Genomic DNA, 11,870 nt, shown 5'->3' on the forward strand with positions numbered 1-11,870 from the left:
CGCTCGCATGGTGACGATCCCCCGGCTCGTCGTCGCCGCCCCCGCCTCCGGCGCGGGCAAGACCACCGTGGCGACCGGGCTGATGGCGGCGCTGACCGCGCGGGGCCTGGCCGTCTCGCCGCACAAGGCGGGCCCCGACTACATCGACCCCGGCTATCACGCGCTCGCCACCGGCCGCCCCGGCCGCAACCTCGACGCGTTCCTCACCGGGGAGGACCTGATCGCCCCGCTGTTCGCGCACGGGGCACGCGGCGCGGACGTGGCGATCGTCGAAGGCGTGATGGGCCTCTTCGACGGGCGCTTCACCCACGGTCAGGGGTCGGCCTCCGAGGCGTCGACCGCGCACGTCGCCCGCCTGCTCGGCGCGCCCGTGCTGCTCGTGGTGGACGCGTCGTCCCAGGCGGCGTCCGTCGCGGCCCTCGTGCACGGCTTCGCCACCTTCGACCGGTCCGTACGGATCGCCGGGGTGGTGCTCAACCGGGTGGGCTCGGCCCGCCACGAGGAGATCCTCCGCGAGGCGCTGCGTCCCCTGGGCATTCCAGTGGTGGGAGCCCTGCCGCGTGAGGCGGCCGTGCACGTTCCGTCGCGGCACCTCGGCCTGGTGCCCGCCGCCGAGCGCGACACGCGGGCCCGGCGGGCCGTCGCCGCCCTCGGGGCCCTGGTCGCACGGCACTGCGACCTCGATCTCGTGCTGCGCCTGGCCTCGGCGGCGCCCCCGCTCGCGGCCGTGCCCTGGTCGGCCGCCGACGCGGTGGGAACCCCGGTGTCCGGCCGGCCCGTGGTCGCGGTGGCCGCCGGTGCCGCGTTCACGTTCTCCTACGCCGAGACGGCCGAACTGCTGGCCGCCGCCGGGGCCGAGGTGGCGTACGTCGATCCGCTGCGCGACGAGGCGCTGCCGCCCGGCACCCGGGCCCTGGTGATCGGCGGCGGGTTCCCCGAGGTCCACGCCGCCGGCCTGGCCGCCAACACGCCGCTGCGGGAGCAGGTCGCGCGGCTGGCGGCATGCGGCGCGCCGATCGTCGCGGAGTGTGCGGGCCTGCTCTACCTGGCCGCCTCGCTCGACGGCGCGCCGATGTGCGGCGTGCTGCCGGCCCAGGCGCGGATGACCGACCGGCTGACGCTCGGCTACCGCGAGGCCGTACGGCCCGACGGCACCGTCGTGCGCGCGCACGAGTTCCACCGCACGGTCTGCTCCCCGCCCGCCGGCGAGTCCCCGGCGTACGTGCTGCCGAAGCGGGAGGGGTTCGTCCGGGGCGGCGTGCACGCCTCCTACCTCCACCCCCACTGGGCGGGCGCGCCGCGCCTGGCCCGCGAGCTCGTGCGGGCGGCCGTTTCGGAGGGCGCCGCATGAGGCCCGTGCTGACCGGGGTGGGCGTCGGCCCGGGCGACCCCGACCTGGTGACGGTGAAGGCCGTGCGCGTGCTGCGCGAGGCGGACGTCGTGGTGGTGCCGGTCGCCGACACCGGCGAGGAGGGCCGCGCCGAGCGGATCGTCCGCGCCCACACCGGGCGGGACGTGCTGCGTCTGGAGTTCGCCCTCACCGATCCTCCGGGCAGTGGGCCGCGCCGCGCCGCCGCCTGGGACGCGGCGGGCGCGGCCGTCGCCGCCGCCTACGACACCGGCGCGCGGACGGTCGCGTTCGCGACGATCGGCGACCCCAACGTCTACAGCACCTTCACCTATCTGGCCGAGACCGTGCGCGGGCTCGTGCCGGAGGTGGAGGTCCGCACGGTTCCCGGCATCACCGCGATGCAGGCGCTCGCCGCGAGCAGCGGCACCGTCCTGGTCGAGGGCCGCGAGTCGCTCGCGCTGATGCCGCTGACGGCGGGGCTCGACGCCCTGCGCGGGGCGCTCGACGCCCACGACACCGTCGTCGCCTACAAGGGAGGACGCATGCTGCCCCAGGTCCTGGCCGCCGTCCGCGACTCCGGCCGTATGGCCGGCGCGGTCTACGGGGCGTCGCTCGGGCTGCCGGAGGAGGACGTGCGGCCCGCCGCCGGGCTCGATCCGGACGAGGCCGGGCCCTACCTGTCCGCGCTGCTGGTGACCCGGAAGCGTACGAGGCGGGGAGGCCGGCTGTGAGCGGGCCCGCTTTGGAGGGGCCCGCTTTGGAGGGGCCCGCTTTGGAGGGGCCCGCTTTGGAGGGGCCTGCTTTGAGGGGCAAGGTGACTTTCGTCGGGGCGGGGCCGGGCGCGCCCGACCTGCTCACGCTGCGCGGCGCGGCGGCCATCGCCGAGGCCGACGTCGTGATCTGGGCCTCCAGCCTGGTCCATCCCGGCGTGCTCGATCACGTCCGCGACGGCGCCCGGGTGGTCGACTCCGCCGCCGTGTCCCTGGAGGAGGTCGTCGCCCTGTATGAGGAGGCGGCCCGCGACGGTCTGCGCGTGGCCCGCGTGCACTCCGGCGACCCGGCCTTGTGGGGGGCGGTCCAGGAGCAGCTCGACCGGTGCGCCGCGCTCGGGCTGGAGACCGGGATCGTGCCGGGGGTGTCCAGCTTCACCGCCGTCGCCGCCGCCGTACGGCGGGAGCTGACCGTGCCCGAGGTCGCGCAGTCGGTCGTGCTCACCCGCCTGGAGGGCGGCAAGACGCCCATGCCCGAGGGCGAGACCGTGCGCGAGTTCGCCGCGCACGGCACGACGATGGCGCTGTTCCTGTCGGCGGCCCGCGCGGGCCGGTTGCAGGAGGAGCTGCTGGCGGGCGGCTACCCGCCCGGAACGCCGTGCGTGGTCGGCTACCGGGTCACGTGGGAGGACGAGCTCGTGCTGCACTGCCGCCTGGACGAGCTGGCGGCGACCGTGCGCGCCCATCGGCTGTGGAAGCACACGCTGGTGCTGGTCGGGCCCGCGCTGGAGGCTCACGGCACGCGCTCGCATCTCTATCACCCCGGGCACTTCCACGGCCACCGCCGGTCCGACCCGGCAGCCCGGCGCGAACTGCGAGGTTCGCGATGAGCGAAGCTCCGGATCTGCACGGTCCGGATCTGCACGGTCCGGATCTGCACGGTCCGGATCTGCACGGTCCCGAACTGCACGGTCCCGAACTGCGCGAGCCCGACCTGCCGCGCACGATGCGGGTGCGCAAGCGGGCACTGCGCACCGGCTGGACGACCGGCACCTGCGGCGCCGCCGCCGCCAAGGCCGCCAGCATCGCGCTCGCGCACGGCGACACCCCGTCCACGGTGGACACGCCGCTGCCGGGCGGCGGCCGGGTGACGCTGCCCGTCGACTCGTACGACGTGGCGGACGCGAAGGCCACGGCCGTCGTCGTCAAGGACGCGGGGGACGACCCCGACGTGACCCACGGCGCGCACCTGACCGCGACCGTGTCGTGGCGGCCCGAGGCCGGCATCGAACTGGACGGCGGCGTCGGCGTCGGTGTGGTCACCCGGCCGGGCCTCGGCCTGGAGGTCGGCGGCCCGGCCATCAACCCGGTGCCCCGGGCGCAGATCACCCAGGCCGTCGGCGAGGTCGTCGACCTGGGACTGCGCGGCGTCCGCGTGATCATCAGCGTGCCCGAGGGCGAGCGGATGGCCCGCAAGACCACCAACGCCAGGCTCGGCATCCTCGGCGGCATCTCGATCCTCGGCACGACCGGGATCGTGCGGCCGTTCTCCACCGAGTCGTGGCGCTCCTCGGTCGTCCAGGCCATCGACGTGATGGCCGCGCAGGGCGAGCGCACGCTCGTGCTGTCCACGGGCGGGCGCACCGACCGCGCCGCGATGCGGCTGCGGCCCGACCTGCCCGCCGTGTGTTTCGTCGAGGTCGGCGACTTCACCGGGGCCGCGCTGCGCCGGGCCGTCGACGCGGGGCTGACCGACGTGCTGTTCGTCGGCATGGCCGGCAAGCTGACCAAGCTCGCGGCCGGCGTGCTCATGACCCACTACACCCGGTCGAAGATCGACAAGGACCTGCTGGCCCGGGTGACCCGGGAGGCCGGCGGCGACGAGGCCCTGGCAGGGCGGGTCGCCGAGGCCAACACCGCCCGGCACGCGTACGAGCTGTGGGAGGCCGCCGGGCTGCTCGAACCCGCCGGGCGGGTGCTGTGCACCCGGGTCAAGGACGTGCTGGAGCGGTTCTGCGACGGCGCGCTCACCGCGTCGGTGATCATGGTCGATCCGGACGGGCACGCGCCGGTCGCCTCCAGCGCGGAGGGACGCGGGTGGTGACGCGGATGGTGACGGTCATCGGCGTCGACGGACGGCCGCTCGCCTCCTGGGCGGCCGCGCGGCTGGCCGAGGCGACGCTGGTCGCCGGCGCCGCCCGCCACCTGGACGCGCTGCCCGTCCCCCGGCAGGCGGAACGCGTGGTGCTGGGGAACGTCACGGCGGGCGTGCGGGCCCTCACGGGCCACGACGGCCCCGCGGTCGTGCTCGCCTCGGGCGACCCCGGGTTCTTCGGCCTCGTCCGCCTGCTGCGCGAGCACGGCCTGGACGTCGAGGTCGCGCCCGCCGTCTCCTCGGTCGCGGCGGCCTTCGGCCTGGCCGGGCTCAACTGGGACGACGCCGTCGTGGTGAGCGCGCACGGGCGCGACCCCCGCCGGGCGGTCAACACGTGCCGGGCGCTGGCGAAGGTCGCCGTGCTCACCGCCCCCGGCGCGGGGCCCGCCGAGATCGGCGCGGCCCTGCGCGGCTGGCCGCGCCGTCTCCTGGTCGCCGAACGCCTCGGGGCCGCCGAACAGCGGATCACCGCGTGCACGCCCGGCGAGGCCGCCGGGAGGAAGTGGGCCGACCCCAACGTGGTGCTGTCCCTGGTGGACGGCCCGTCTCCGCGCGGCTGGGCCGCGCCCCCGGGCCCGGCTCCGGAACGGTGGGGCCTGCCCGAGGAGCGCTTCGAGCACCGCGACGGCATGATCACCAAGGCGGAGGTGCGGGCGCTGGCCCTCGCGCATCTCGGTCCCCGCGTGGGCGACCTGGTGTGGGACCTCGGCTGCGGCAGCGGTTCCGTGGCGGTCGAGGCGGCCCGCTTCGGCGCCGCCGTCGTCGCCGTCGACCGCGACCCCGCCCAGTGCGACCGCACGCGCCGCAACGCCGCGGCGTACGGCGTCGAGGTGCGCGTGGTGCACGACGCGGCCCCCGGCTGCCTGACCGGGCTCCCCGCACCGGACGCCGTGTTCGTGGGCGGGGGCGGGCCTGGCGTGGTGAGCCACGTGGCGGCCGTCGGCGCGCGGGCCGTGGTCGCCGCGCTCGCCGCCGTCGACCGGCTGCCCGCCGTACGTGACGCGCTGGCCGCGGCGTCGTACGAGGTCGGGGGCGTGTCGCTGGCGGCGAGCAGGTTCGGCGCGCTGCCGGACGGCGCGACCAGGCTCGTGGCCGCCAATCCCGTCTTTCTCGTCTGGGGGCATCGATGACGGTTGTCGGACTGGTCACCGCGACCAAGGCCGGCCGGGCCGCCGCCGCGCTGCTGGAGCGGGCGTGGCCGCACACCCGGTCGTATCCCGTGGGCGACCTGGCGCGGGCCTGGCGCGAATGCGACCGCATCGTGTGCTTCCTCGCCACCGGCGCCACCGTACGGCTGATCGCCCCGCTGCTGGGCGGCAAGCACCACGACCCCGGGGTGGTCTGCGTTGATGAGGCACGCCGCTTCGCCGTGGCCCTGATCGGCGGTCACGGCGTTGATCACAGCGGGGGCTCCAACCGGCTCGCGCACGAGGTCGCCGACGTGCTCGGTGCGACGCCCGTCGTCACCACCGCGACCGACGCCACCGGGACGGGCGCGCTCGACACGCTCGGCCTGCCGGTCGAGGGCGACGTGGCGGCCGTGACCCGTGCCATGCTCGACGGCCTGCTCGACGGCCTGCTCGACGGCCTGCTCGACGGCCTCTCCGAAGGCCCACCCGACGGGCCGCTCGACGGTGAGGGCGTGACGCTCACCGCCGACGCCACGTGGCCGCTGCCGCCCCTGCCCGTGACCGTGTCGGACACGCCGCGTCCCCCGTGTGTGCTGGTGACCGACCGCCTCGTCGATCCGCCGCGCCCCGCCGTCGTCGTCCGGCCGCCGAGCCTCGTCGTCGGCGTCGGCGCGAGCCGGGGCGTCGCCGCCGGGGAGGTCCTCGCGCTGATCCATGACGCGCTCGCCGAGGCCGGGCTGTCGCCCCGCTCGGTCGCGCGCCTCGCCACCGCCGACGTGAAGGCGGACGAGGCCGGGATCGTCGAGGCCGCCCGCACGCTCGGCGTGCCGCTCGTCACCCACCCCGCCGAACGGCTCGCCCGGGTCGAGGTGCCGCACCCCAGCGAGGTCGTCCGCCGGGCGGTCGGCACCCCCAGCGTGGCCGAGGCCGCCGCCCTCGCCGACGGCGGCGAGCTCGTGGTGCCCAAGCGCAGGTCGGCGATGGCGACCGCGGCCGTCGCCCGGCTGCGGCCCCGCGGCAGGCTGGCCATCGTCGGCCTCGGCCCCGGCGCCCGCGACCTGATGACCCCGCGCGCCGTCGCCGAGGTGCGCCGCTGCGGCTACCTCGTCGGCCTCGACCAGTACGTCGACCAGATCCGCGACCTGCTGCGCCCCGGCACACACGTCGTCGAGTCGGGCCTCGGCGCGGAGGAGGAACGCGCCCGCACCGCCGTACGGCTCGCGAGCGAGGGACACGCGGTCGCGCTCGTCGGCAGCGGCGACGCGGGCGTCTACGCGATGGCCGCCCCCGCACTGGAGTTGGCAGGCGCGGAGTTCGCGGACGACACCTTCGACGTGGTCGGCGTGCCGGGGGTGACCGCCATGCTCGCCGCCGGTGCGCTGCTCGGCGCGCCGCTCGGCCACGACCACTGCGCGATCAGCCTGTCCGACCTGCACACGCCGTGGGAGGCGATCGAACGGCGGGTGCGGGCGGCGGCCGACGCCGACCTCGTCGTTGCCTTCTACAACCCCCGCTCGCGCGGGCGCGACCGGCAGCTTCCCCGGGCGCTGGAGATCCTCGCCGAACGGCGCGGACCGGACACACCGGCCGGCGTGGTGACCGACGCGAGCCGGCCCGGGGAGAGCGTCGCGCTGACCACGCTCGGCGGGCTCGACGTGTCCACGGTGACCATGCGCAGCCTCGTGATCGTCGGCGCCACGTCCAGCAGGATCGTGGCGGGCCGCTTCGTGACGCCGAGGGGGTACGCGTGGCAGCCCTCGCCTACCTAGTCACCGAGGCGTGCGCCGGGTGCGGCGCCTGCCTGCTCACCTGTCCCGAGCACGCCATCCGGCCCAGTGAGCGGCCCAGTGAGCGGCCCAGTGATCAGCAGGGATCCGGCGTTTCGCTCGTCGTGCTCGACAGCCGGTGCACCCGCTGCGGCGAGTGCGCCGAGGTATGCCCCGTCGACGCCGTACTGGAGGTGCGGGTGTGAGTGTCGAAACCCATGGGGCCTGGACGCCCCGCGAACGGGCCAGGATCGGCGGCATCGTCGCCGTCGTCGCCGCCCTGCACATCGCGGGCTGGGCGCTCTACCTCTACTACGCGAACGGCCTGGCCGGGGCCGGGGCGTTCGCGGGCGCCGGGACGCTCGCCTACAGCCTCGGCATCCGCCACGCCTTCGACGCCGACCACATCGCCGCCATCGACGACACGACCCGGCTGATGATGCAGCGGGGCCGCCGTCCCGTCGGCGTCGGCTTCTTCTTCGCCCTGGGCCACTCGACCGTCGTCCTGGTGCTCGCCATGATCGTCGCGGCCGCCGCAGGAGCGGCGGCGGCCGGGGACGGCGTCGAGGAGTTCCGGCACGTCGGCGGCGTGGTGTCCCAGGTGGTCGCCATGTCGTTCCTGCTGCTCGTCGCCGTGCTCAACGCCCTCGTCCTGGCCGGGGTGATCGGCCTGTGGCGCCGGATGACGCGCGGCACACTCGACCGGGACGAGCTGGAGCTGCTGCTGCTCAACCGCGGCCTGCTCAACCGGATGCTCGGCCGCCGGGCACGCGGGCTGATCCGGTCGTCGTGGCACATGTATCCCGTCGGCATCCTGTTCGGGCTCGGCCTGGAGACCGCCAGCGAGGTCACGTTGCTCGCGCTATCGGCCGGTACGGCGGCGCAGGGCGGGCTGCCCGCCCTCGCGGTGCTGACCCTGCCCCTGCTGTTCGCGGCCGGGATGACCGCCTGCGACACCGCCGACAGCCTGCTGATGTCGCGCGCCTACTCCTGGGCGCACCGCAGCCCCGCCCGGCGGCTCTACTACAACGCGGCCACGACCGGGATGACCGTCGTCGTGGCGGCCTTCATCGCGAGCGTCTACCTCGCGGGGCTCCTGACCGAGGCTGCCGCCGGGACCGGCGCGCGCGGCGGTCTCGGCGGGATCGGCGGTCTCGGTGGGCTCGGTGGGCTCGGCGGGCCGCTCGCGGCGTATGCGTCGCTCGCCGAGCACTTCGAGATGCTCGGTTACGCCATCGTCGCCGCGTTCGCCGTCGTCTGGGCGGGCGCCGCCCTCGTATGGCGGCTGTCCGGGCTCGGCCGGAGGTACGCGGAGTGAGGATCGTGCACCCCATCGAGGCGCGGTCGTACGAGATCCTGCGCTCCCGGGCCGACACCTCCGGCCTGCCGCCGCTGACCCGGGCCGTGACCGAGCGGGTCATCCACGCGAGCGCCGACCTCGACTACCTGACCGCCCTCGTCGTCTCCGCCGAGGAGGACCTGCGGCGGGCCGCCGACGCCCTGCGCGCCGGGGCCCCCGTGGTCACCGACGTCGAGATGGTCGCGGCCGGGATCACCGCCGTCGCGCCCGTCTGCCACGTACGGCGGGCCGTCGCGCGGGACGGCCTGACCCGCAGCGCCGCCGCCGTCCACCTGGCGTACGACGAGGTGGGCCCGGGGGCGGTGTGGGCCGTGGGCAACGCTCCCACCGCGCTGGAGGAGATCCTGCGCCTCGGCGTCCGCCCTGCGCTCGTCGTCGGCCTGCCCGTCGGGTTCGTCGGCGCGGCCGAGAGCAAGGCCGCCCTGCGCGCGTCGGGACTGCCCGCGGTCAGCAACCGCGGTGAGAAGGGCGGTTCTGCGGTCGCCGCCGCCGCCGTCAACGCACTTCTGTACTGGGAGGATTCACTATGACCGGCTCGCCGGCGCTGCTCCTCGTCGGCCACGGCACGCGGGACGCGGCCGGAGTCCGCGGCTTCCACCTCCTGGTCGAGGAGGTGGCCGCCCGCTCCCCCGTCCCGGTCGCCGGCGGGTTCATCGAACTGTCCTACCCGCCGCTGCGTGCGGCGGTCGCGACGCTGACCGATGCCGGGCACACCAGACTCGGCGTGGTTCCGCTCGTGCTGGTCGCGGCCGGGCACGCCAAGGGCGACGTGCCCGCCGCGCTGCGCCGGGAGGCGCTCCGCCACCCCGGCCTCGGCTACGCGTACGGCAGGCCACTCGGGCCGCACCCCACCCTGCTCCAGTTGCTCGACGAGCGGCTCGACGCGGTGCTCGACCCGTCCGAGCGCCCGGAGACGACCGTCGTGCTCGTCGGCCGCGGCTCCTCCGACCCCGATGCGAACGCCGAGCACGTCAAGGTGGCCCGGCTGCTGTGGGAGGGTCGCGGCCTGGCCGGCGTCGAGCCCGCGTTCATCAGCCTCGCCGATCCCGGCGTGCCGGCCGCGCTCGAACGGGCCCGGCTGCTCGGCGCCCGCCGGATCGTCGTCCTGCCCTACTTCCTGTTCAGCGGCGTGCTCCCGGACCGTACGGCCGCGCAGGCACGAGAGTGGGCCGCGGCGCACCCCGAGGTCGACGTGCGCTGCGCCGACGTGATCGGGCCCGCGCCCGCGCTGGCCGGCCTCGTGCTGGAGCGCTACCACGAGGCGCTGCGCGGCGACATCCGGATGAACTGCGACACCTGCCTCTACCGGGTGCCGCTGCCGGGCCACGAGCACCGGGTGGGCGCCGCACAGCATCCGCACCACCATCCGGACGACCCGGCGCACGTGCACGCCTAGGAGGCGCTGCCGGCTAGGAGGCGCTGCCGGCTAGGAGGCGCTGCCGGCTAGGAGATGCTCCGCAGAATGGTGGTGAGGGTCGCGCCGAGCGGGGCGTCGAAGGTCATCAGCGCCTCCCCGTCGCCCCGGGTGGGCCCCTGGTTGATGATCGCGACGGGAATCGAGCGGGCGGCGGCGCGCCGGACGAACCGGTAGCCCGACATGACGGTCAGCGAGGACCCGAGGACGAGCAGCAGACCGGCCCGCTCGGTCAGCGCGTAGCACTCATCGACCCGTGACGGCGGCACGTTCTCGCCGAAGAACACCACGTCGGGCTTGAGCACGCCGCCGCAGCCCCCGCAGTCCACGGTGCGGAACGTCTCGATCTCGTCCGCGTCCAGGACGGCGTCACCGTCCGGGTTGATCATCTCGGAGCTGGCCTGCCAGCCGGGGTTGGCCGCCCGCAGGCGCCGGTCGAGCGCCTCCCGGGAGCTGCGCTGGCCGCAGCCCAGGCAGCGCACCCGGTGCAGGCTGCCGTGCAGTTCGACGACCTCGCGCGCGCCCGCCGCCTGGTGCAGGCCGTCCACGTTCTGCGTGATGATCCCCGCGACCAGGCCACGACGCTGCAGCTCGGCGACCGCCCGGTGCCCGGCATTGGGCGTGGCGTCCACGATGTGACGCCACCCAAGGTGGCTGCGCGCCCAGTAGCGCCTGCGGGCGGGGGCGCTGCTCACGAACCTCTGGTAGGTCATCGGCTCGGCCCTGCGCCTGCGTCCGGTCTCTCCGCGGTAGTCCGGGATCCCCGACTCGGTCGACAGGCCGGCCCCGCTGAGGATCACCACCTCGCCGTCGGCCACGAGATCGGTCAACAGTCCCAGCCGCTCGGCAATCCCCGCGTCGTGTGCCACAGTCACGCATCCATGGTGCCCCAACCTGCGCACAGGTCAGCCCCGCCCCTCCCCCAGCCGTACGTCGAAGATGACCTCGACCTCGTCGCGCAGCTTGAGCGCTCCGAAAAACGCGGTGTAGGGGCGGATGCCCCACTGGGACTGCACGACGGTCGCCCGGCCGCGTGCCCGTCCCTCCGCGAGCGCGCCGTACACCGTGACCGGCCGCGTGACGCCTGCGATGGTCAAATCCCCCTCGATGTGGAACGCGTCGGGATCCCCCTCGACGCGGGTCGACCGGAACGTGACCAGAGGGTGTCGATCCGCTTTGAGGACCTTCTCGCGCATGTTCTTCTCGATCTCGACGCGGTCGGAGTCGGTGAGCGGCTTCACCCCGCCCGTGCCCTCCCTGACTCGCATCGAGGCCACCTCGGCCTCCGCCGTCACCCGGCAGCTCGCCGGGTCGTCCGGCCTCACCACGGCCTCACCCCGCCACCGGGTGACCTCGATCGTCAGATCGTGCCCGGCCTTGGCGCCCAGTCCGGCGCGCCCGGTGAGGACCAGGAGCCGGCCGGACCTCGGCCCCAACGCGTACGTGCCCGCCTCGACGTCCATTTGGTGGGCATTCCCGCGGAACGGCCGGGGAATGTCGGCCCCGGATGACATCGTGGGCATTCAACCGCCCCAGAAGGAGAAGGATCATGAGCGAACCCGCGTCGTTCACCCTGCGGCCCGTCGGCGTCGTACGCTCCGCGCTGACCGATCGCACCGAGGCTCCGCGGCAGGGGCGTGAGGGCGCACCGGACGCCTGGCTGGAGATCGACCCCGCCGTCGCGGAGGCCCTCGACGGGGTGACGACGGGCGACGAGGTGCTCGTCCTCACCTGGTTCCACCAGGCCGACCGCGAAGCCCTGCGGGTGCACCCCCGCGGGGAGACGAGCAACCCGCTGACCGGCGTGTTCGCCACCCGCTCCCCCGACCGCCCCAACCCCGTCGGCCTGCATCGGGTCACCGTCCTGGAGACCGACCCGGCACGAGGCCTGCGCGTGCACCCCCTGGAGGCCATCGACGGCACACCTGTGGTCGACATCAAGCCCGTGCTCGATGCGGTCGAGCGCTGACACCCTGCCGAGCCC

13 protein-coding genes are annotated in these 11,870 nt (G+C 75.4%); 11 read left to right on the top strand and 2 right to left on the bottom strand.

What is annotated here, in order from left to right; genetic code table 11:
- Positions 1 to 7 precede the first annotated feature (7 nt).
- From FLX08_RS10855 to FLX08_RS10900, 10 genes are all read left to right on the top strand, one after another.
- The gene (locus FLX08_RS10855; RefSeq protein WP_142618466.1) at positions 8 to 1,351 is read left to right on the top strand and encodes a cobyrinic acid a,c-diamide synthase CobB; all 1,344 of its coding nucleotides are present in this window, start codon (positions 8 to 10) and stop codon (positions 1,349 to 1,351) included.
- A complete protein-coding gene (cobI, locus tag FLX08_RS10860; RefSeq protein WP_142618468.1) occupies positions 1,348 to 2,082 on the top strand; it encodes a precorrin-2 C(20)-methyltransferase in 735 nt (244 codons plus the stop codon). Before FLX08_RS10855 ends, cobI begins: the two co-directional genes overlap by 4 nt.
- Before the next feature lie 83 nt (positions 2,083 to 2,165).
- Positions 2,166 to 2,951 carry a precorrin-4 C(11)-methyltransferase gene (gene cobM / locus FLX08_RS10865; protein ID WP_244312545.1) on the top strand — a complete coding sequence of 262 codons (786 nt, stop codon included), beginning with the start codon at positions 2,166 to 2,168 and terminating at the stop codon, positions 2,949 to 2,951.
- Positions 2,948 to 4,165 carry a cobalt-precorrin-5B (C(1))-methyltransferase gene (locus FLX08_RS10870; RefSeq protein ID WP_142618470.1) on the top strand — a complete coding sequence of 406 codons (1,218 nt, stop codon included), beginning with the start codon at positions 2,948 to 2,950 and terminating at the stop codon, positions 4,163 to 4,165. The genes cobM and FLX08_RS10870 overlap by 4 nt, the downstream gene beginning before the upstream one ends.
- Positions 4,166 to 4,170: 5 nt before the next feature.
- A complete protein-coding gene (gene cbiE, locus FLX08_RS10875; RefSeq protein ID WP_142618651.1) occupies positions 4,171 to 5,346 on the top strand; it encodes a precorrin-6y C5,15-methyltransferase (decarboxylating) subunit CbiE in 1,176 nt (391 codons plus the stop codon).
- Positions 5,343 to 7,115, top strand: coding sequence for a precorrin-3B C(17)-methyltransferase (gene cobJ, locus FLX08_RS10880; protein WP_142618472.1), 1,773 nt, complete (start codon positions 5,343 to 5,345; stop codon positions 7,113 to 7,115). The genes cbiE and cobJ overlap by 4 nt, the downstream gene beginning before the upstream one ends.
- A complete protein-coding gene (locus FLX08_RS10885) occupies positions 7,094 to 7,318 on the top strand; it encodes a 4Fe-4S binding protein (protein ID WP_142618474.1) in 225 nt (74 codons plus the stop codon). The genes cobJ and FLX08_RS10885 overlap by 22 nt, the downstream gene beginning before the upstream one ends.
- Positions 7,315 to 8,430, top strand: coding sequence for a HoxN/HupN/NixA family nickel/cobalt transporter (locus FLX08_RS10890; protein ID WP_208761381.1), 1,116 nt, complete (start codon positions 7,315 to 7,317; stop codon positions 8,428 to 8,430). The genes FLX08_RS10885 and FLX08_RS10890 overlap by 4 nt, the downstream gene beginning before the upstream one ends.
- Positions 8,391 to 9,002 carry a precorrin-8X methylmutase gene (locus FLX08_RS10895; RefSeq protein WP_142618478.1) on the top strand — a complete coding sequence of 204 codons (612 nt, stop codon included), beginning with the start codon at positions 8,391 to 8,393 and terminating at the stop codon, positions 9,000 to 9,002. The genes FLX08_RS10890 and FLX08_RS10895 overlap by 40 nt, the downstream gene beginning before the upstream one ends.
- Positions 8,999 to 9,868 (top strand): sirohydrochlorin chelatase, encoded by an 870-nt coding sequence (locus FLX08_RS10900; protein ID WP_142618480.1) that lies wholly within the window; start codon positions 8,999 to 9,001, stop codon positions 9,866 to 9,868. Before FLX08_RS10895 ends, FLX08_RS10900 begins: the two co-directional genes overlap by 4 nt.
- A 47-nt stretch (positions 9,869 to 9,915) precedes the next feature.
- On the opposite strand, the gene FLX08_RS10905 is transcribed toward FLX08_RS10900, so the two are convergent.
- Together FLX08_RS10905 and FLX08_RS10910 are read right to left on the bottom strand one after the other, a co-directional pair.
- Complete coding sequence (locus FLX08_RS10905; protein ID WP_244312547.1) at positions 9,916 to 10,761, bottom strand: NAD-dependent protein deacetylase; 846 nt, start codon at positions 10,759 to 10,761, stop codon at positions 9,916 to 9,918.
- 30 nt (positions 10,762 to 10,791) lie between these two features.
- Positions 10,792 to 11,349, bottom strand: coding sequence for a YceI family protein (locus tag FLX08_RS10910; protein WP_142618482.1), 558 nt, complete (start codon positions 11,347 to 11,349; stop codon positions 10,792 to 10,794).
- Between the two features lie 86 nt (positions 11,350 to 11,435).
- Between FLX08_RS10910 and tsaA the strand changes: the two genes are divergently transcribed.
- Positions 11,436 to 11,855, top strand: a complete 420-nt coding sequence (gene tsaA / locus FLX08_RS10915) for a tRNA (N6-threonylcarbamoyladenosine(37)-N6)-methyltransferase TrmO (RefSeq protein ID WP_142618484.1) — start codon at positions 11,436 to 11,438, stop codon at positions 11,853 to 11,855.
- Positions 11,856 to 11,870 lie beyond the last annotated feature (15 nt).

This window comes from Microbispora hainanensis (assembly GCF_006874475.1).
Lineage (GTDB): Bacteria > Actinomycetota > Actinomycetes > Streptosporangiales > Streptosporangiaceae > Microbispora > Microbispora hainanensis.

Bases quoted from the DNA above. Each gene is read 5' to 3' on its own strand.
- cbiE (WP_142618651.1), top strand. From the start codon at position 4,171: ATGGTGACGGTCATCGGCGTCGACGGACGGCCGCTCGCCTCCTGGGCG.
- FLX08_RS10855 (WP_142618466.1), top strand. From the start codon at position 8: ATGGTGACGATCCCCCGGCTCGTCGTCGCCGCCCCCGCCTCCGGCGCG.
- FLX08_RS10870 (WP_142618470.1), top strand. From the start codon at position 2,948: ATGAGCGAAGCTCCGGATCTGCACGGTCCGGATCTGCACGGTCCGGAT.
- FLX08_RS10910 (WP_142618482.1), bottom strand. From the start codon at position 11,349: ATGGACGTCGAGGCGGGCACGTACGCGTTGGGGCCGAGGTCCGGCCGG.
- tsaA (WP_142618484.1), top strand. From the start codon at position 11,436: ATGAGCGAACCCGCGTCGTTCACCCTGCGGCCCGTCGGCGTCGTACGC.
- FLX08_RS10895 (WP_142618478.1), top strand. From the start codon at position 8,391: ATGGCGGCTGTCCGGGCTCGGCCGGAGGTACGCGGAGTGAGGATCGTG.
- cobI (WP_142618468.1), top strand. From the start codon at position 1,348: ATGAGGCCCGTGCTGACCGGGGTGGGCGTCGGCCCGGGCGACCCCGAC.
- cobJ (WP_142618472.1), top strand. From the start codon at position 5,343: ATGACGGTTGTCGGACTGGTCACCGCGACCAAGGCCGGCCGGGCCGCC.
- FLX08_RS10900 (WP_142618480.1), top strand. From the start codon at position 8,999: ATGACCGGCTCGCCGGCGCTGCTCCTCGTCGGCCACGGCACGCGGGAC.